The following is a 20,226-nucleotide window of genomic DNA, read 5'->3' as shown; positions in this document are numbered from 1 at the left end:
AGCTTAAAAACGGCCTGAATGTTGAAGCATTCAGGCCGTTTTTCTTTCTATCATCTTCACCTCTGTTATCAAAAATGAGAATTAGTAACGATCAACCTCACAGATTGTATACAATCCATACTTGCCATTTATGTGGTCGCCCCCAAGAAAGATTCATTACCCACTGTTTTTATTAGATATTTTGCTGTTAATTTTAGAATAATCACTTGTTAACAGAAAGTTGACCGTACGGTCAGAAATGACTAGTTTGTAACTAATGGATACGAAAACGTCATGGAGGCCGTGTGATCCGTTTCCTTTTAAATCAGACTTTGCAGGAAGAGAAAGACATTTCTCCTAACCTGACTGTGTTAAATTACCTGCGTGAACATATACGCAAAACAGGAACCAAGGAAGGTTGTGGCTCAGGTGATTGTGGAGCGTGTACCGTGGTTTTGGGTGAAGTCGTAAATGGTAAGCTGGAATACAGAAGTGTTAACTCTTGTTTAACCTTTGTTTCCGCCCTTCACGGCAAACAACTCATCACAGTAGAAGACTTGCAAACAAATGATTCGCTACACCCCGTTCAACAGGCCATGGTTGATTTCCACGGCAGCCAATGCGGCTACTGTACACCTGGCTTTATCATGTCGATGTTCGCACTCTCCAAGAATCATCCCAATGCAGACAAAGAAGACACTTATGAAGCTCTGGCAGGTAACTTGTGTCGTTGCACAGGCTATCGCCCTATTGTAGAAGCTGCATTGTCGTTGAGTCAGGAAACGCCGATTCGCGACCAGTTTGCTGAATACGAGCGTGAAACGATTGAAAAGCTGAATGCGATTGGTAAGCCTGAGCTGGAATATCACGCAGACGGCAAAACGGCATTCACACCGACGAGTAGCGATGAACTGGCAAAAACGCTGATGGCGCACCCCAGTGCTAAACTGCTGGCAGGCGGCACTGATCTTGCACTGGAAGTGACTCAGTTTCATCGCGATATCGACAAACTGATTTATCTTGGCCGCGTTGACGATATCAAAACCGTTAACGAAACCGATACCCACATCGAAATCGGTGCCAATGTGCCTTTCACTGATGTGTATCGTGCTTTGGAGCCACACTACTCAGATTTTGGCGCGCTGTTACAACGCTTTGCATCCCTACAGATCCGTAACCAAGGAACGATTGGTGGCAATATTGCGAACGCTTCTCCCATTGGTGACGGGCCTCCTCTGCTAATTGCGTTGGGATCAACCGTGATTCTTCGCCGCGGTGAAACAGCACGGGAAATCCTGCTTGAAGACTTCTTCAAAGATTACAAAGTGACAGCGCTGCAGCCCTCTGAGTTCGTGCAGACCATTCGTGTGCCGAAACCGCTACCTAATCAGGCATTCAAAGCCTACAAAATTTCGAAGCGTTTTGATGATGATATCTCAGCAGTCTGTGGCGCATTCAGACTGACATTTCAAGGTGACACTGTCACTGAAGCCCGCATTGCTTTCGGTGGCATGGCCGCCATTCCAGCGCGTGCTGCCCTATGTGAACAGGAACTTGTAGGCAAGCCGCTAAGTGCCGCCACTATTCAAGCCGCAATGTCAGCATTGGAGAATGACTTCTCGCCCATTTCCGACTTCAGAGCGACAAAGGAATATCGCGCTGAAACTGCAACGAACCTGCTTTACCGTCTGTTCACCGAGCTCAGTTATACGGCTGATGGAAAGAAAATTGAAACGAGGGTGATTCATTATGTCTCGTAAAACGACTCCAGCGATGACCATGGAAGAAATGACCGCGCAAGCGAAAGCTGGATTAGCCACTGGCGTCGGCAAATCGGTCAAACATGAAAGTGCTGAAAAGCAGGTATCAGGCGAAGCGCTCTACATAGACGATCGCGGCGAATTCCCTAATCAGCTTCATGTGTACGCGCTGATGAGCCCACATGCTCACGCGAATATTATCAAGTTGGATGTATCACCTTGCTACAAAGTGCCCGGTGTTCGCACTGTGATCACCGCCGAAGATGTGCCGGGTGAACTCGATATTGGCCCTATCCTTCCCGGCGATCCTATGCTCGCCGACCGTAAGGTTGTTTATGTTGGTCAGCCTGTGATTGCTGTTGCCGCTGACAGCCTCGACAATGCCCGAAAAGGTGCAGAGGCCGCCATCGTTGAATACGAATTGTTGCCTGCCGCTCTTGATGTGGAAGAGGCCCTGGCACAGGAGCTGTTTGTTACCGACAGTCATACCCAAAAGCGGGGAGATTCAGCGGCAGCCATCGCCAATGCAGAACACGTATTGGAGGGCTCGCTTCATGTCGGCGGTCAGGAGCATTTTTATCTTGAAACGCAGGTTTCAAGTGTTGTCCCCACTGAAGATGGTGGCGTGATTGTTTACTGCTCCACTCAAAACCCGACCGAAGTGCAAAAGCTGGTTTCGTCCGTATTGGGTGTTTCGATGCACAAAGTATTGATCGATATGCGCCGTATGGGGGGTGGCTTTGGTGGTAAAGAAACACAAGCAGCCGCTCCAGCCTGTATTGCAGCCGTAATTGCAAACCAAACAGGCCAACCGGTGAAATTCCGTTTGCCACGTCGTGAAGACATGATGATGACGGGTAAACGCCACCCCTTCTTTAATCAATACAAAGTGGGCTTCGACAACAATGGCGTGATTCAAGGGATTGAAATCGTGGTGTCAGGTAACGCCGGACACTCACCGGACTTATCTCGCTCAATTGTCGACCGCGCCATGTTCCATTCTGATAACGCATATTACCTCGGCAATGCCACGGTAACCGGGCATTGTGTAAAAACCAATACTGCGTCGAATACTGCGTACCGCGGGTTTGGTGGCCCGCAGGGCATGATGACTATTGAACATGTGATGGACACCATCGCCTGTCACCTCAAGAAAGATCCTCTCGAGGTTCGTAAAGCGAATTACTACGCAGGAGAGGGTCGCGACGAAACGCACTACTACCAGAAGGTAGAGGACAATTTCATTCACGAAATGACCGCCGATTTGGAAATGTCCTGCGAGTATGAAAAGCGCCGTAAAGCCATCGCGGAGTTCAACGCCAGCAGCCCTATCCTGAAGAAAGGCATTTCTATCACTCCGGTGAAGTTCGGTATCTCTTTTACCGCCACGTTTCTTAATCAAGCTGGCGCGTTAGTCACGGTTTATACCGATGGCAGCATCTCGCTGAACCATGGTGGCACAGAAATGGGTCAGGGCTTGAACACCAAAGTCGCGCAGATTGTTGCTGAAACCTTTAGTGTGGATATCGGCGCGATTCAGGTAACCGCAACCAATACCGAAAAGGTGCCAAATACTTCACCCACAGCGGCATCGTCCGGCACTGATCTGAATGGTAAGGCTGCGCAGAATGCCGCACTCACGATCAAAGAGCGGATGGTCAACTTTGCGTCCTCGCACTTCGATGTCTCACCTAAAGATGTGGTCTTCAGCAACGGCATCGTGTCGATTGGCGACAAGCAAACCATGACCTTTGCTGACTTCACCGAACTGTGTTGGTTTAACCAAATTTCGTTGGCGGCATCCGGTTTCTATCGCACACCCAAAATATTCTACGATCACGAAACAGCACGCGGTCGCCCTTTCTATTACTTCGCTTACGGCGTCTCATGTTCAGAAGTGATCGTCGATACCCTCACTGGCGAATACAAAGTGCTACGCACTGACATTCTTCACGATGTAGGCGCATCGCTTAACCCTGCGATTGATATTGGCCAAGTCGAAGGCGGTTTTATTCAGGGCATGGGCTGGCTGACAACAGAAGAGTTGGTTTGGAATGACAAAGGCCAGTTGATGACCTCAGGCCCAGCCAGCTACAAGATCCCTGCTGTCGCTGATACACCGGAAATATTCAACACTCGATTGGTAGAAAACCGTGCCAACCCAGAAGACACCGTCTTCCATTCGAAAGCGGTCGGCGAACCACCATTTATGTTGGCCATTTCGGTGTGGAGCGCTATTCATGATGCTGTCGTGAGCGTGGCAGATGAAGGCGAAATCCCTCACCTGCCTGCACCAGCGACGCCTGAGCAGGTTTACAACGCCATCAAACAAGCGCGAAAAGGCAAATCGCCTTTGCCATTCGAGATGTAAGCGTCGAAAAGTGGAGGTCAGTGATGTTTAAAGACAATTGGATCCAGGCGCTGGCAGAGCTCGAAGCCAAAGGCACGCCCTGTGTGATGGTCACGGTGCTTGAAGACAAAGGCTCGGTGCCGCGCGGCGCTGGCACAAAAATGCTGGTGACTGAAAGTGAAGTTATCGCCACTATCGGTGGTGGTCACCTTGAACATGTCGCGATGAAAGCCGCTCAAGAAATGCTGGTGCATGGTGAAAGTGACATGAAAATCGAACGCTTTAATCTAGGCGCTCGTCTTGGCCAATGTTGTGGAGGCATGGTCACACTAAGCTTTGAGCCTATTGGCCAACAACGTCATGTTCTTGCACTGTTCGGTGCAGGACACGTCGCCAAAGCCATGGTTCATATTCTGGCTACTTTACCGTTCAAGGTGATTTGGGTTGATGAGCGTGAAGATCAATTTCCCGATGTCATCCCTGACAACGTGGAAATGCGCTTAACAGACGACCCTGTTGGCGAAATTTCCACGCTCCCAACTGACAGTATGTATCTGGTACTCACACATAATCATCAGCTGGATTTCGATCTTTCGCGCGCCATTTTGAAACGTGGAGACGCTAAGTACTTTGGCCTGATTGGTTCCCTATCAAAACGCAAACGCTTCGACTATCGCTTAAAAGAACGTGGCTTTGATGATGAAACCATCAACACTATGATTTGCCCCATCGGCATCGACGCGGTGAAAGGAAAGCACCCGGCGGAGATCGCCGTATCTGTAACAGGTGAGCTTATCGCTTGCTATCAGGGTGAACAGATTGCCAATAAACGCGAGTCCTCTTCCCATTCAGCATCACAGAAACAGGCTGAGAAACTCTCTATTCTTAAACGAGAGCCTGAAGATAACGATAATAAAAATAACGAGAAAATAAGGGCATAAAGGAATGACAGACCCAAAAGCTCATCCGGCAAAAGCCTTTCGCGCTGCCATATTACATAGCCTTGCCAACCCAACGGACGTGGGTTTAGAAGACTCTTATCAGTACTTTGATGATGGCGTTCTGCTGGTTGCCGATGGTCACGTTGTGAAAGTCGGTCACGCTGACGATATCCTTCCTTCGCTCGACCCCAGCGTTGAAGTGGTCGTACTCGAGAACAAACTGATCACACCGGGATTTATTGATACCCATATCCACTACCCACAAACAGGGATGATCGCCGCCTACGGTGAACAGCTTCTAGACTGGCTGAATAACTACACCTTCCCAGAGGAAAAGCGCTTTGCTGATGTAAATTACGCTCGTGAAGTTGCCGTACAGTTCCTTGATGAACTCGCACGAAATGGCACGACAACGGCTTTAGTTTTCGGCACGGTCCATAAAGAATCCGTCGATGTCTTTTTCCAGGAATCGGAGAAACGAAATCTTCGGATGATTGCCGGCAAGGTACTGATGGACAGAAATGCGCCTGAAGATCTGACCGACACCCCTGAGTCTGGCTATGAAGATAGCAAAGCGCTGATCGAAAAGTGGCACAACAAGGGACGTTTGCATTACGCCGTGACACCTCGTTTTGCGCCCACCAGCACGTCTGAGCAATTACGTTTAGCAGGCAAACTGCTTGAAGAGTATCCCGACGTTTATATGCACACTCACCTCTCTGAAAACCAGAAAGAGATCGAATGGGTGCAGGAGCTGTTCCCAGAAAGTAAAAACTACCTGGATGTCTACGACCAACACGGATTGCTTTCCAGCCGCTCGGTGTTTGCCCATGGTATTCACTTGTGTGATGGCGAATGCAAGAGGCTCTCAGAAAGCGATTCAGCGATAGCCTTTTGCCCTACCTCGAATCTGTTTTTAGGATCCGGCTTGTTCCCGCTTTCCGAGATGGAAGCCAAGGGTATTAAGGTAGGAATGGGAACAGATGTCGGCGCTGGTACCAGCTTTTCACTGCTTCAAACCATGAGCGAAGCATACAAAGTGATGCAACTTCAGGGTAAAAAGCTGCACCCATTGAAGTCGCTGTATCAGGCCACATTAGGCGGAGCCAAAGCGCTCTCTCTGGATCACTTGATTGGTAATTTCGAATCAGGAAAAGAAGCTGATTTTGTTGTGTTGGATTTACATGCGACCCAACTAATGAAGTTTAGGATGGAACATGCTCAGTCATTAGAAGACAAGCTCTTTGTGCTAATGACCTTGGGTGATGACAGAACCGTGTGTGACACCTATTCCTACGGCCAATCTGTTTACAACCGCTGAACAAACAATCTGATAATAAAAGGCCTCTGTCAGCAGCGCTCTGCCAGCATGCAGCCAGAGGTCTTCTTTCTCTTCACCATCTACTTAATCTTGAACACAGAGCAGCACGAAGGGCTATTGGATGGTCATCGTTCATTTGTAGTAAATCCCAGAGATTGCCATACAAATCTTCAAACACAGCGACCGTGCCGTAATCCGCCTCTTTCGGTTCACGGACGAACGTGATTCCCAGCGATACCATTTTATGGTAATCACGCCAAAAATCATCAGTATTCAGAAACAGGAATACCCTGCCACCAGCTTGGTTCCCGATGAAATCCAGTTGTTCAGGTTTCGATGCCTTTGCCAACAACAAGGTCACGCCGTTTGAACTTGGTGGTGACACTACAACCCAACGTTTATCCTGCTCTGGCTGATAAGTATCTTCAATCAATTCAAACTTCAACTTGTTCATGTAAAAATCAATCGCTTCGTCATAGTCTTTCACGACCAAGGCAATGTGGATGATCGATTGCTCCATGCTTTCTTATTCCATCTAAACGGTACTTCTCCAAAGCACTATTAGAACACGCCTTGTAAAACACTTTCCTCAATTAGTCCAAATAAAACCTCCCAAAGGAGGATTTATCGAAGCTAAGGGATTAACTAATATCAAATTCACTACTCATAAAGATTTAAATTCAAAGGGTTAAGGATGAATGCAACGAAGATGGGTTTATCTCTGGTGCTTGCACTCTCAACAGTTCTGTCGTTTCAAGCGACAGCAAAAGGCAATCTCTCCCAACGTGCAACAGACTTACCTGAGCTCGTGCTCGGAACTGATGATGCGGGATTTGCGATTTCCCAAAAAGAGTTCCTGATGGAGACGGGTAAAGCCTATGCGCTAACGATAACCAGTACTGGCGCAAAAGAATGCGCGTTCGAGGCACATAGCTTCTTTGATAATGTCTGGATGCGGAAGGTAGAAGCTGGCGGTATCGAGATCAAAGCTAATGGATTCTATGAGATAGAATTTGAAGATGAAGGCGAAGTGGAGCTTTTCTTTGTCCCGATCAAGCCGGGCAAATACGCCTTTGAATGTGCTGGATTTGCCAGTAAAGGCATGGCGGGAACATTTATCGTTGAGTAGCTTTCGATAATACTGCATAAAAAGCACTTGGTGATCGGCCCACCAAGTGCTTTTTTTATTCCGACTAGCTCATTTATTGAGCAATAAAACTTTAACTCAATGTTAAAACTCAGATCTCATTTAAACAGGGTTAAGATAACTAATTAGTAAATCTTTTAGGTGAAGTATTCATGTAGTTGTCTATACAATCTTAAACAACGTGACAGTTGGCAAGGTGTTGTCGCTGGTTCGCAAACGATTGTCCAACACAGCCACATCCTGCCTTGTTAACGGGATGTATCTATCTATTTTCCCACCTGAACACTCACCACCTCATCTATCAGCAAAAGCAAATATATACCCATATTTTTTACATGTGATTTCATCTTGAGAATTAAAAACACCGTTCATATAATGCCGCCGAATTGATTGTCCGGACGATGATTCGCAAAACAAATGCATTGAGCTTGGATGCTCTATAAGGATTAACAAAGCGCCTTACTGGGATGTTTTGGTGTTTTCGTATATTTAGGATTAAAGAGATGCAAGCAGGAAGTATCAGCCTTGCACTGGCTTTGGGGTTAGCCATCACAGGTTGTGGCGAGGACAAGTCAAATTCAGGTAACACAGCAACAACAGTGAATATCTATCAGTCCATTGATAACTGTGAATTCACATCAGCACAGGACGTGAATAACTGTCCTTTCAACAAAGGGGTTTACGTTCTTAACTTTGACCCTTCCAATATTTCTGCTTCAGAACATCAAGCCGTTGTAACACGGGTAACCAATATGATGACTTGGGCGAGTCGTGATGTTCAAAATGCCTTTAATGCTAAAACATTGGTATTGGGCGTCATTCCCTCTCGGAACAATGTTGACCCTTCTTCACCAACGCCAGCAGGAGAGTTTGTTGTTAACCTCGCCTTGAATGGTAAAAGTGTGGTCAATGGCGTTGAGTTACTGTTCACTCAAGATGGCGGTATCAATGAGACGAACGGCCCAACGACTTACCAGAAAGTGATGCAGCTTTTTGATTACTACATTGATGATCAAACGCTGGCAGGTGATGAGCTGGATACAGCCTATGTCGCCTTCAATATCGCTATCCCGTTTGTTGCGGCGCAGGCAAATGCTCAATCTGTAGTGCTGCCACACATCTCATCTTACGACTATTGCCCTTACTCCAATGGTCAAATCCCATCATGCACCAATGATCCTGACCCAATTCACGAAGCTGCTGGTGTCGACATGAACCCTGGGGCAGTAGCCGGCACGGTTTACGAGTATATGGTTGAAGGTTCAAAAACTTCACCGCTTGGAGAGCTCGAAATTAATGACGGCAGCAAGTTCATCAATAAGGGAATTGTTGGCACTGATGATCCAACGCTGTTGCCGCATGAAGTGCTTAGAAGCTGGGAAAACCCCGCTTTCATTCCAATGGTTGAATACCTGAACAAACACTTCTTTGTGAATCGTTAAAAGAGTTCACGCTGGATTTGGCACCCATTTTTACTGGGCGGTATTGATTCGCCCTTTTTTTGCAAGTAGGGAAATAACATGAAAAAGCTCGTATGCGCTATCGCACTATCAGTCGCTCTGACTGGCTGTTCCACGCCTTTTGATGAAAGCGCAAAGTTCAATGCTTTCAACGCTCAAACCAATGTCACCACATTGGACAGCGTTGTTTCTTATCATGGTGAACCTGATGAGATCATTGAAGCCGCTGATACCACGGTTTACGTTTATGAGTACCGCGAAACGGTCGATATTGTTCCCTATTTCATGTCGACCATGGCTTTCCGATCGCGCGTTTTCACCTTCGATAACGAGAGCAAAACACTGTTGAAGGTCACTGACTAAAATGAAAAAGCATCCGCTGAGTCACTCAAGCGGATGCTTTCAAATACTTTACCTATTTACGCGTTAGTTTTCGAAGCCAGCCATTGCTCTAGGTTATCTGCCCCACCGATGTATTTTCCATCCATCCAGATTTGAGGAACGGTAACCGGCGTTTTCTCACCAATGATGGCTTTTACCTCCGGGATCATTCGATATAAAGCGGCGCTTTCAACCACCACATCGTGGTAGTTATATTCAATCCCGGCTTCTGCCAACATTTCTTTGGCTTTCACGCAATACGGACACGTTGCTTTGCCATAAACAATGTTGCCTTGCAGGGTGTCACGCTTCGTCCACTCCTTGATAACAGATTGAACCAGTACTCCGCGATTAAGCGCTTCACCCTGGCTAACGAGCTTACCTTCTACCATCAGGATTGGCGCATGCCATGCCCCCACTTTAAGTGGTTCCCACCAATGCGAAAGCCAATCTTTCACTTCCAGCTCGATAGGCACATCACCGAGCTCTTTTTCAAAAGTATCTTTCAGGATGTCTTTGGTAAGTGTGCATTCCCCGCATGGGATTTTCACACTGAAAGGTCCCCAACTGCCACCCCAGCGATATAGCGTTACTTTGATTGGCTTAGTCACAACGACTCACTCCTTAGCCTTACTTATGTAGGTGCTCATATTCGGCTCACCAAATAAGTCTTCTTTTAGAAAACTGTCTTTGAGCATGCTATTAGTATCAAACTGCAATAACCACATTCATATAGACCTCAATAAACCCATTTTCATTGCAATAAATTTGTGAGGTTTTAACGAAACTCTTGAGACCTGATTGAGAAATTTGCTCTTCACACTACTTAAACACTCACTCGTTAAGGAAGAGCAAAATGAGAAAGCCCACCAAATTAAATCTAACAGCAATCGCCCTGACCTGTTCAATGGCTTCCGCTTCTGGCCTCGCAGCTCAACTCGATATCAGTTTAACCAATGCGACCAAAGGCATTTACTTTACCCCTCTGCTTGTTGCGGCTCACGATAGTTCTTCGTTTTTATTTAGAGCAGGAACCAGTGCGTCTGCGGAGCTAGAATCAATGGCTGAAGGGGGTGATATCTCAGGTTTATCTTCTGCTATCACAAACGCTGGAGGAATTGTTGTTGAAAACCCTGCTTCTGGCCCTTTGGCACCGGCAACTGGCACTGACTTTTCTATCGATACCGGAGAAATGGGTTATCTCTCATTAACTGCCATGCTACTGCCAACAAACGATGGATTCGTAGGATTAGATAGCTGGCCAATTCCTTCAGAGCCGGGAACTTATCACATCAAGTTGAATGGTTATGATGCTGGTACAGAAGCAAACGATGAGTTGAGCACAAGCATCCCTAACCCTCCTTTCCTCACCTTTGGTGCGAATGGTACTGGCGTGGAAACAACGGTTAACAATAATACCGTTCATGTTCACCCAGGTAACATTGGAGATGGTGATGCAAATGGCGGTCGAAGCGACGTCGACTTCTCTGTTCACCGCTGGTTAAATCCTGTTGCTGTAATGACTGTTGTCGTTAACTAAGGAGGCAGCATGAACTCTCGTTTAATTATTATTGCTGGCTCGGCGCTTGCTCTGGCAGGTTGCCCATTCGACTCAGATGACAATACAACTAACCCGTCACAATCCTCGCCACCAGAGGCTGAAACCACTCAAATGGCCACGTATGAAGTCACAGTGACCAACGCCACTTCGGCACAACCATTATCACCGATTGCTTTGTTAGCTCACGATAACAACTATACGTTGTTTAAGACTGGTGAAGCCTCGTCAGACGCGCTGGAGATCATGGCAGAGTCTGGAGACAATACAGGATTAATCGATATGTCTTCACTGGAAAGTGTTCATACAACAGCAAGCGGCAACGGAATTGTGCCGCCTGGAAGTGCCGAAACCCTTTCTTTTGACATTGACCTATCAAAAGCAAAATACCTCTCTCTCGGCACCATGCTGGTCAACACAAATGATGCATTTGCTGGTTTTACTCAGTTTGATCTTTCAAGCGTCGACGAAGGCATCACGCGCACATTTGGCGCAGAAGTATGGGATGCAGGAACAGAGGGCAATGATGAGTTGGCAGCCAGTATTCCTGGGCCGGCCGGTGGCGGAGAAGGTTTTAATCCAGCGAGAAATGATAATAACCGTGTCACCATTCATGCAGGTGTTATCTCTCAAGATGATGGGTTAACAACGTCTGCTCTGTTTGGGCATCATCGTTTTGATAATCCCGGCATAAAAGTCAGCATCAAACGGGTCAACTAGCCCTAAATAAAAAGTGCCGAGCTTGAGCCCGGCACTTTTTTAATTGTTCAATGTGTAGCGTCTTTGGTTACATCACACACTCTTTTGCCGCTTTGGCTTTCTCTACGCCTTTCTCAATCAAAGATTGAGTATCTTCGCTGCCAATCGCTGACATGAACTTGTTCAGCAGCTTTTCTGCCGTACTTTCAGAAGTGGCGTCAACCAAGCAAGCGTAAGAGTTCGCCACTTTTTCCTGAACGTCCGCAACAACATCCGCGTTCGTCAAATCAGCGGTGAGCGCTTCTTCCATGGACTCAGTAAACTCTTTAGCATACGCGGTCGCGTTCTCCAGCGAATCCAAATTCAGTTCGCTAAAATCAACGGCATCGACTTTATCTTGAATGCTATCTACTGCGCTATTCGCCGCTTCTTGCGCTTTATCAATCGCCTCGTTGGCCTCTTCACAACCTGCCAGCGCGCAAACTATAGCCGCTGAAACAATCATCTTTTTCATCATAATCCGCCTAAGTTGGGATAGTCTGCATAGAGTTCTAGCATATTAGTGCAAACTGTTTTATCAGATAAAGAGAAATTGGTAACGGGAGATTGAAGAGTGTAAGAGCTGGCTAGGCGCGTTTGACACGTTTTCACTCTGATATCTTTGAGGTGCTTGGATGCTGAAAATGAATAAAATACATTTCTAAATCGGTGTCCACTTCCAAGCCCAAAGAGTAGTCACCTTCTACGAGCGCTTCGACCGCAGACTGCCAGAAGCCAAGCACCGAAACATTTTCCTTTAGAATGCGGATTTGCCAATCCCCTAACCGCTTATTCAACACAGCTGATAACGCCTTTTTACCTACCCCTTTGCCTGTAAACTTGCGTAAGACAAAGAACTGGTCAATGTCCCACACAGCAATGTTGGGTGGATAACGACGAACCAGCACAAAGCCGGCTAATTCACCATCAGACAGAATGAAATACGGATGGTGATCATCACGAAGCCAATATGGATTAAGGGTTTCGGACTTGAATGCGTATTTACCGTCACTATCAAGGTTCAGCTCTAAAGGTCGCGAAAACTCATACACATAGTAAGAAAACAGATTCTCTAGTACATGCCGTTCTCGGATATCAATAGGCTTTAGAGACACTGTCATTCGCATTCCACCCAATAGCGTGCAATTGGCCAGCTGTTCACTTTCCCAACAATTGTATTCTCATACTGGCCACCATTGGCTTGAATGATTCTTTGAGAGGCCAGATTATCTTCATCAGCCGTAATCAGGATTTTGGATATGCCAAGTGATTTTGCCCGCGGCAAGGCAAGCTTTAACATGGTGGTGCCATGACCCTTTCGGCGATGTGACGGCGCGATATCATAGCCAATGTGGCCACATTTCAGCGCGAGGAAATCATTGTCTATATGGTGTCGGACGCGGATAACCCCAACAATGTTGTCTTTGTCATCTATCAGCCAAAAGTGACTGCAAGGTACAAATCCTTCCCGAAGGTTGATCCCTTTAGACTCATCTAACAAGCTTTGAACGAAGCCAGAAAAGTCTACTTTAGCTGCCTGATAGTAATTAGCATTTTCTGGATCATTCATTGAAAAGTCATCATAAAAGGCGAGAAATGCTTTTTCATATCCCGGTGATGGGTCACCAATTTCATCGTACTCTCTTTTTGTTAAACAACATCCCAGACAGGTTTTCACTGGACAGCACAAAAGAGGGATTGTCGATTCATGCTACATCAAATTGCGGCAGAAATCGGATATATGCCAATAACAGGAAGCCCAACTGCTTGCCAGGCTTCATATAGGTTGAATGTGTTATTTCGTCGCGGCTTTGCTGATCGCACCAAGCACTTTAGACACTTTCTTCAGTACTTTTTCACAACCTTCGATGTTGTGGCGCTCTTTCAGATACATTGGGTCGTTGTAAGTTAACCAAACATTGCTTTCCGCATCTTGGCTTATCAGCATTTTTTGTGGCAAATCGATCGCCACGCTTTGTGCACATTGCATCAAAGGAGTACCAACCTTTGGATTACCAAAGATGATCAGTTCTGTAGGACGTAGTTCCAAACCCACTTTCTCGGCGTTGGCAGCATGATTGATTCGCGCAAACTGGGTGAGCCCTTTTTCCTTGAGAAACCCTTCGATGTTATCTGCTGTTTGGGAAACGGAGTGTGCGCTTTTTACTTTGATGAGTTCATTGTCAGCATGTGCAGAAAATGTGATTACTATTGAAGCCACCGCAGCCAATACCAACTTTTTCATTATCTTTTCCTTCTGAGTGTTGAGCTCTAAGACAGATAAGAAAAAAGACCTATAAATTGCATCTGGTTTTTGGTTTTGTAGGCTCTGCCACAAATAAAAAAACTCAACGAGGTCTCCCCCGTTGAGCGCGTATCAATCGTATCGCTAATAACCAGTGGCAGTGGTCAACGACACATTGGTAAATACCCAAACATCCTGAAGATGTTGGATTCAGGTTGTTTGAATATGATAATTCTGCTAACTACATAATCGCGTCTTTACTTCACCAAGGTGCCAAAACTGTTTGCTTGTACGTTCAGCGTTGTTCCATCACTGAATCGCACGGTCTTGGCTACATCATCATAGTTGTAGACAAGGTATGTCATCGTATTCCCGTTTTTGAAGGCTACAGCCGCAGGGTAATCTGCTGTCAATTCGCCCGTTCCGGTTTCAAGTTGTCCCAACGCCTGCCAGTTGTATATCCAATGGTAGGTATGGGCTTTTGATTCCCCCTCTTCCGGTATGTAGTTGGAGCCTACGGTTTCATAATCTGCTATAGACGCATCAGCATCTGTCATCGCCCAAAGGTTCCACCAGATATCTCGCCAGTGGCCGTCCAGCAAACCCGAAGGTTTAAGGTTTGAAGACTCTGTCAAACCCAGCTCGACGTAATCTTTCATGTAGTCCGCATGCAAACCAACATGGAATACCAATGGGTTCAGCGGTAATCCTTGTATGCCCAGAATGTGCGCAAAGGCAGGGCTGAACCAGGTCGAGAAAGAAGCGCCTTGTCCCCAGATGATCGATGTCGTGATCTGGTTATAGTTATCCGGGAAATTGTCATAGCTGTCGCCCAGATCTGGGTAGGACGGCGAGGCATTTCGGTAACCATCAAGGTTGTTCCAATATTCCCAATACGTCGCAGCAGAGGAAGCGTGTAGATAGATACCTTTGTCTACCAACTCTTGGTCACCTTTAATTAACCCATAAAGGATGATGGCACCGTAAGAGTTTGCCGCTTCAGACGTTGATTCGTTGTTGTTACCCAACGCAAAGTTCGCGTGGCCGGACGCCCAGGAGAAACCATTGGCCGGATCGAAATTACGCAAGTATGGGAACATGTCATCACCTTTGCTCGCTGCGTAATCGCGGATCAGCAAATCAACCATTGGCCCATACTGATCTTCACCACACCATGATTTATCTGTGCGACATACTTCAGCAGCAGCACGGACAAAGTAGCCATAGTGGAAGTGGTGGTCGTTAAGCTGTTGATGCGCACCAAACGATTCTTCAACACCTAATAAGGTCGTCCATAACTCGTCATAGACAAAGTACTTAACGGTATCGAGATCTCCAGATGTATCAGCGGTAAACCAATCTTCAAGTTCACCCTTCAACCAAGCGGTTAAGGTATTGGCTTCTGATGTCATACCAATATCACGTGCAATAGCGATAATTTCGGCAGCTTTACCATAGCTCTTACCGGACCAATAGGTGTCTGTGTAAGGGTTCCAGGAGTGCTCTCCACCGTTCATGTATTCAGTAACCAGAGCACGTAAAGTGTTCAGATCGAGGTCAGCAACATTCGGTAAGAAAGGCAACACCCCCACAAATGGCAGCGTATAACTGAAGCCGTTAGTTTGAACGAACTTGGTAATACCGCGAGTACTGCGCACGCTGTATTGTGTCGGCGTTGCATTGCTGTTTTTCCAATGCAGAGGCTGCATACCTGCAAGGGTTTCAATTAGATTACCACTTGCATCAAGATATGTATGTGACACCGTCACTTCATTATTTGTATGATTAACTGAATAAGCGATCTCTACATCACGAACAACCTGTCGAGCAAGACTCTCGAAATATGCTGATTCAGCACTGCTTGGCGTGCCCGCTGATGGTAAAAGGGCCACTGTCATTTCTTTCGCTAGGTTACTGACCGTAATTAGGTTGCCCGAAACATTACTAAAGGTGGTATTGCCTTCACCAACGATTAGGAAGCTGTTTCTGTTGCCTGCAATATCCGTCCAGACACCCAATGATTGGCTGTTTTGATAGAAAGTGCCTTTCTGGCCTCCATCAGAGCTGGTCGTTTTAATCTGGAAATCACCGTCGTAAGACTTGAAATAGACATAAGGTGAACCATGTACAAAAGTGGCTTCCATCACTGGCGAGGAATCAGCCCACCACTCAACCGTCATCGCACCATCACTGTGGTCTTTCAGATAGCCTTCCATATTGGAGTGCTTGCTGTTTGCAACGGCAATACCATCAAATACTTCATTGAATGGGTCAGGTACCACGTATTGGAACAAGTTACCCTGTCCTTGCAACGCATTGGGAATGCCCATGATTCTTGCACCGCGCTCTGAAATGCGGGCGGTGACTGGATCAGGTGTAATGTAGCCAGCATCGTTCGGATCGCCGATCGTCATTTCACCGTAGAATGAAACAGAACCCCACCATTTGTGAGTAGCAATGGGTTGGTCTTCCAGCTCAGGAACGATTTGTGGGTAAAGCTGTTTTGGCGTGCCTATGTTGTCACACGAAGGTACACCCGGTTCAACAACACCAGCATTCGAAACCCAAAAACCATGGTCTACCGTACAACCATAACCTTCAGGGTTGAATGTATTTGCAACGTTACCGGCGCCATATTGCGTCACGAAAGCATCTGACGGTACGTTTTCCAGATAAACGTCTGTGATTTCAACAGTGCCGTCACCCGCGAACATCAAACCAATCCAAGTCAGGTCGTCAAACCCTGGGAATGGCACCTCCATTTCATACCAGTCGTTACCCAAAGCAACAGCAGTACCAAGCGAGTAAACCACTTTTGATTCTGTGCTGTTTACACCTTGGATAGACACTTCAACTTGCGATGCGAAGTCTGATTTGTATTTGAAGCGAAGAAGATCAAAACCTGTCGTATCAATTGAATTTGCAGACTCATTACCCCATGCTGCTACCGCAAATGGGGCTCCCCAACTACTGCCACTTGTTACCTGAATACTTTGAGAAAATTGGCTATCCGATGGATTCCATACTGCTGTAGAGCCTGAATTCCAAGCGTCACCCTGATGTTCAAATTCGAAAGAAGAGGCGAATGATGAATGGTAAACATAGGCGATTTCATTGGAACTAGGTGGCTCTACAGGCGGTTCCACTTCTTTAGTAGAAAGTGCAACAGTTACTGACTGTTCACTCGTTGAGAGATAGGTGATCTGCTGTTTAGATTCGTACTCTGTATGAGATACGGAGATCTGATATGCACCATGAGCCAGACTGAATACAGCTTCACCTGCTGTGTCGGTCTGAAGTGTTGTTCCATCAATTTCAATAGTGGCAGCGCTTAGCGTTTCGTTTGTATCCGCATTGACCACTTTTACAGTCAAGTCGCTAGTGTTGCCAGTCTCTTCGCTTCCGCCTTCGCCTTCTGATCCCTCTTCGGAACCAGCACCGCTATCCCCTGATTCGCCCTGGGAGCCACCGCCAGTGTCACCGCCGCTCTCTCCGCCCTCTGTTACAGTCTGGGTTGATGCCATACTGATGTCGACAGTTTGGGCGGTACTTCCTAACTGGGCTGTAAACTGAGAGGTTTCAAAGCCGCTTTTTTGAACAGACACACTGTAAGTGCCGCTGGCGAGTGAGAACTCTGCAACACCAGAAGCATTCGTTTGAGCGCTTATGTTATCAACACTCACTGTCGCATCACTCAACGGAGCACGGGAGTTGTCTGTGACATTCACAGTCAGGGAATAAAGTTGAGTGCCGGAGTCGGTATCTCCTCCACCTCCGCCCCCACAGGCAGTAAGAACTAGAGTTGCTAACGTCACAAACAGCAAACGGCAGTACTTCTTCAAACCCAGACTCCTTATGGTGTATGCACTAAAAAATAGAAGAAAGCGCTTTCTTTTGGTGCAGTATAAGGATTCACATTCCCTTAACAATGAGGGTTTGCCGTTGAATCAAACGATCGTTCGATCTGTCTCACTACCTAAACAGATCCGATGAGTTTTGATAGAAAATCATCATAAAAAAAGCCGCAAATTGCGGCTTAATCATTGCTTTAATCAGGGTTATCGCTGGCTTGAGAGAAACTTGCTCAATGCTTCGGTAACAAATACTTCTTGCTCAAGATTGCTAATGTGACCAGCATTTGGAATGACGATGTATTCGCTGCCATCAATCGCATCATGCATCAACATGGATTCGAGCGGCGGGCGCGGTTTGTCTTCGGCACCGACCATGATAAGTGTCGGCAAAGTCAGTTTTTCGATATCGTCAAAGGTATCTCTGCGGTCAAAGACCATACGGCCCACTATGACAACGTTTCTCGCATCTTCATCTTTCAGATTTGCTAGCTTTTCCCTGAAATCGGCGACCAATTTTGGATTGGCCGTTTCCGCATCACTGGCGAAGAACAAAGGCGTAATCGCGTCGATCATTGGTGGCGGAATGAGCCCCATTTGCTCAATGGTATCGAACATGCCGAAATATTTAGCTTTAGCTACTTCAGGCTCATAACCAATGAATGTGTCCATCAATACTAAGGCATTTACACGTGTTGGCGCTTTTAAAGCTAGCTCTGCACCCCACATTCCCCCAACTGACAAGCCAATCAACGCAAATTTGTCGATATCAAGTTGATCCATCAATGACAGAATGTCATCAGCATAGTGAATCAGCGAAGTGGTGCTTTCCGGCGCTGCATCCGACTGACCATGAGCCCATAGTTCCGGAACGATGCAGCGATAGTTTTGGCTTAGCACATCAATCTGTGGACGCCACATTTCACTGTCCCACAAATAGCTGTGACCTAGCAGTACAACTGGACCTTCACCAACATCCAAGTACGACATATTTTTGCCGTTTATCTGAATTGAATTCATTAAGTTTCCCTGTATTTATACTTCTGTTATATGGATTTATATTGACCGACGATATAGAAAAAAAGCGCCAACGAAAGGCGCTTTTTGGAATGAGAATCTGATTATTCTTCCGCAGGCTTTTTCTTTTTAACAGCAAACACTTGCTCGCCCACTGCAACACCTTGATAGAAGCTCTTGTTGCGCTTCTTAGGTGACGCAGCTTTCTTCTCTGACGGCTTATTGGTTTTCTTCTTATGCTGAGGCTTTTTGCTGAAGGTTTTCTTTTTCTTCGGAGCCAGGCCTTTGAACTTGCCTTCAAGGCCTTCTAAAGTTACGAAGCTCATGCGCTTATCAAGGAAACCTTCAATGCTCTTGAAGCTGTTCCAGTCTTTAGGACCTACGAAAGAAATCGCGATGCCTTTGTTACCTGCTCGACCGGTACGGCCGATACGGTGAACATATTCTTCAGCATGTTTTGGCATGTCAAAGTTCACCACGTGGGATACGTTTGAGATATCCAGACCACGTGAGGCCACATCAGTGGTTACCATCACTTTGTGAAGACCACGCTCAAATTCATTCATTATGCGGTTACGTGCGCTTTGGCTGAGATCACCGCTCAGGGCAACGGCCTTAATGCCTCGTTCTGCGAACAAGCTAGCCAGTCGATCAGTATCCGCACGGGTCGCGGTGAAGATCATCATCTGCTGGTACTGCTCTTCTTCCATGACTCGATCGAGCAAGGCTTGTTTGTGGTCAAGATGGTCACAAAGGAAAAGACGTTGTTCGATGTCTTTGTGCTCTTCATTCACAAAGCCAATTGCAACGCGCTTTGGCTCTTTGAGCATGTCAGCAGCAATCTCGTTAACTTGCTGGTGATCCAGAGTTGCAGAGAACATCAGCGTTTGACGACGACGATGGCTGGCGGCGTTATTGATCGCTTCGAGTTGCGGAGCAAAACCCAGGTCTAACATACGGTCTGCTTCATCGAGAATGAGCAATTCCAGACCTTCCAGCGCTAAATGACGATGCTCCAAGTGATCTGCAAGGCGGCCCGGTGTAGCAACGATGAACGCAGGATCTTTGCGGAATTCTTTCGCTTGATCATTAAAGTTTTCGCCACCCAGGATCAGCATTCCCTTGTATTGGGTGCCAGCCAGCAGCTTACGCAGTTCGCCGTAAACCTGTTTGGCTAACTCACGGGTTGGTGCAAGAACGACAACACGAGGGCCAGAACGGCTAAATGCTTTGCTGCGCATTACGCGTTGCAGTGCAGGCAGAAGAAAAGCCAGGGTTTTACCTGATCCGGTTTTAGACGACGCCAGCAGATCTTTGCCTGCGCAAACGACAGGAATGGCAGAAGCCTGCACATCAGTCGGGGTGCTAAATCCCCATAGTTCCATCGTTTTAAGTAGGCGTTTGTCTAAACCCAGGTCTTCAAATTGCAAGGTAATACTCCAGAATTATCATCTATACAGAGAGTTACTGAGCCCACT

At 46.7% G+C, this 20,226-nt stretch carries 18 protein-coding genes; 9 read left to right on the top strand and 9 right to left on the bottom strand.

The window, feature by feature from the left end; translation table 11 throughout:
* Positions 1-341: 341 nt before the first annotated feature.
* Genes xdhA through guaD form a run of 4 tightly spaced genes read left to right on the top strand, consistent with a single transcriptional unit; the run spans position 342 to position 6,351 of the window.
* Positions 342-1,739 (top strand): xanthine dehydrogenase small subunit, encoded by a 1,398-nt coding sequence (gene xdhA / locus K6Q96_RS20130; protein WP_251882359.1) that lies wholly within the window; start codon positions 342-344, stop codon positions 1,737-1,739.
* Entirely contained in the window at positions 1,729-4,110 is a 2,382-nt protein-coding gene (gene xdhB / locus K6Q96_RS20125; protein WP_251882225.1) for a xanthine dehydrogenase molybdopterin binding subunit, read from the top strand. Before xdhA ends, xdhB begins: the two co-directional genes overlap by 11 nt.
* Before the next feature lie 23 nt (positions 4,111-4,133).
* On the top strand, positions 4,134-5,030 hold the full coding sequence (gene xdhC, locus K6Q96_RS20120; protein WP_251882224.1) for a xanthine dehydrogenase accessory protein XdhC: 897 nt from the start codon (positions 4,134-4,136) through the stop codon (positions 5,028-5,030).
* A 4-nt stretch (positions 5,031-5,034) separates the two neighbouring features.
* Positions 5,035-6,351 carry a guanine deaminase gene (guaD, locus tag K6Q96_RS20115; RefSeq protein WP_251882223.1) on the top strand — a complete coding sequence of 439 codons (1,317 nt, stop codon included), beginning with the start codon at positions 5,035-5,037 and terminating at the stop codon, positions 6,349-6,351.
* A gap of 73 nt (positions 6,352-6,424) precedes the next feature.
* Here the strand turns inward: guaD and K6Q96_RS20110 are convergent, their stop codons facing one another.
* Positions 6,425-6,871, bottom strand: coding sequence for a VOC family protein (locus K6Q96_RS20110; RefSeq protein ID WP_251882222.1), 447 nt, complete (start codon positions 6,869-6,871; stop codon positions 6,425-6,427).
* A gap of 174 nt (positions 6,872-7,045) precedes the next feature.
* Here K6Q96_RS20110 and K6Q96_RS20105 point away from each other — a divergent pair, with 174 nt between their 5' ends.
* The 3 genes from K6Q96_RS20105 (at position 7,046) to K6Q96_RS20095 (ending at position 9,321) form a co-directional block, all read left to right on the top strand.
* Complete coding sequence (locus K6Q96_RS20105) at positions 7,046-7,480, top strand: cupredoxin domain-containing protein (RefSeq protein ID WP_251882221.1); 435 nt, start codon at positions 7,046-7,048, stop codon at positions 7,478-7,480.
* Positions 7,481-8,001: 521 nt separating this feature from the next.
* A complete protein-coding gene (locus K6Q96_RS20100) occupies positions 8,002-8,940 on the top strand; it encodes a hypothetical protein (RefSeq protein ID WP_251882220.1) in 939 nt (312 codons plus the stop codon).
* A 78-nt stretch (positions 8,941-9,018) separates the two neighbouring features.
* The gene (locus tag K6Q96_RS20095) at positions 9,019-9,321 is read left to right on the top strand and encodes a hypothetical protein (protein WP_251882219.1); all 303 of its coding nucleotides are present in this window, start codon (positions 9,019-9,021) and stop codon (positions 9,319-9,321) included.
* A 56-nt stretch (positions 9,322-9,377) separates the two neighbouring features.
* On the opposite strand, the gene K6Q96_RS20090 is transcribed toward K6Q96_RS20095, so the two are convergent.
* The gene (locus K6Q96_RS20090) at positions 9,378-9,950 is read right to left on the bottom strand and encodes a glutaredoxin family protein (protein ID WP_251882218.1); all 573 of its coding nucleotides are present in this window, start codon (positions 9,948-9,950) and stop codon (positions 9,378-9,380) included.
* 245 nt (positions 9,951-10,195) lie between these two features.
* Here K6Q96_RS20090 and K6Q96_RS20085 point away from each other — a divergent pair, with 245 nt between their 5' ends.
* Both K6Q96_RS20085 and K6Q96_RS20080 read left to right on the top strand, forming a co-directional pair.
* Positions 10,196-10,879 carry a spondin domain-containing protein gene (locus K6Q96_RS20085; RefSeq protein WP_251882217.1) on the top strand — a complete coding sequence of 228 codons (684 nt, stop codon included), beginning with the start codon at positions 10,196-10,198 and terminating at the stop codon, positions 10,877-10,879.
* A gap of 9 nt (positions 10,880-10,888) precedes the next feature.
* Positions 10,889-11,617, top strand: coding sequence for a spondin domain-containing protein (locus tag K6Q96_RS20080; RefSeq protein WP_251882216.1), 729 nt, complete (start codon positions 10,889-10,891; stop codon positions 11,615-11,617).
* Positions 11,618-11,684: 67 nt separating this feature from the next.
* Here K6Q96_RS20080 and K6Q96_RS20075 read toward each other — a convergent pair whose 3' ends face one another.
* From K6Q96_RS20075 to K6Q96_RS20045, 7 genes are all read right to left on the bottom strand, one after another.
* Positions 11,685-12,110: a hypothetical protein gene (locus tag K6Q96_RS20075; protein WP_251882358.1), complete on the bottom strand. Its 426-nt coding sequence runs from the start codon at positions 12,108-12,110 to the stop codon at positions 11,685-11,687.
* A gap of 133 nt (positions 12,111-12,243) precedes the next feature.
* Positions 12,244-12,756: a GNAT family N-acetyltransferase gene (locus K6Q96_RS20070; RefSeq protein WP_251882215.1), complete on the bottom strand. Its 513-nt coding sequence runs from the start codon at positions 12,754-12,756 to the stop codon at positions 12,244-12,246.
* Positions 12,753-13,313 carry a GNAT family N-acetyltransferase gene (locus K6Q96_RS20065; RefSeq protein WP_251882214.1) on the bottom strand — a complete coding sequence of 187 codons (561 nt, stop codon included), beginning with the start codon at positions 13,311-13,313 and terminating at the stop codon, positions 12,753-12,755. Before K6Q96_RS20065 ends, K6Q96_RS20070 begins: the two co-directional genes overlap by 4 nt.
* Before the next feature lie 117 nt (positions 13,314-13,430).
* Complete coding sequence (locus K6Q96_RS20060) at positions 13,431-13,880, bottom strand: DUF302 domain-containing protein (RefSeq protein ID WP_251882213.1); 450 nt, start codon at positions 13,878-13,880, stop codon at positions 13,431-13,433.
* A gap of 257 nt (positions 13,881-14,137) precedes the next feature.
* Positions 14,138-17,722: a glycosyl hydrolase gene (locus K6Q96_RS20055; RefSeq protein WP_251882212.1), complete on the bottom strand. Its 3,585-nt coding sequence runs from the start codon at positions 17,720-17,722 to the stop codon at positions 14,138-14,140.
* A gap of 216 nt (positions 17,723-17,938) precedes the next feature.
* Positions 17,939-18,751, bottom strand: coding sequence for an alpha/beta fold hydrolase (locus K6Q96_RS20050; protein ID WP_251882211.1), 813 nt, complete (start codon positions 18,749-18,751; stop codon positions 17,939-17,941).
* 101 nt (positions 18,752-18,852) lie between these two features.
* The gene (locus K6Q96_RS20045; RefSeq protein ID WP_251882210.1) at positions 18,853-20,178 is read right to left on the bottom strand and encodes a DEAD/DEAH box helicase; all 1,326 of its coding nucleotides are present in this window, start codon (positions 20,176-20,178) and stop codon (positions 18,853-18,855) included.
* Positions 20,179-20,226: the final 48 nt, after the last annotated feature.

The sequence above is a fragment of the Grimontia kaedaensis genome, from assembly GCF_023746615.1.
Lineage (GTDB): Bacteria > Pseudomonadota > Gammaproteobacteria > Enterobacterales > Vibrionaceae > Enterovibrio > Enterovibrio kaedaensis.
This window is presented reverse-complemented; position numbering and strand designations above follow the sequence as displayed.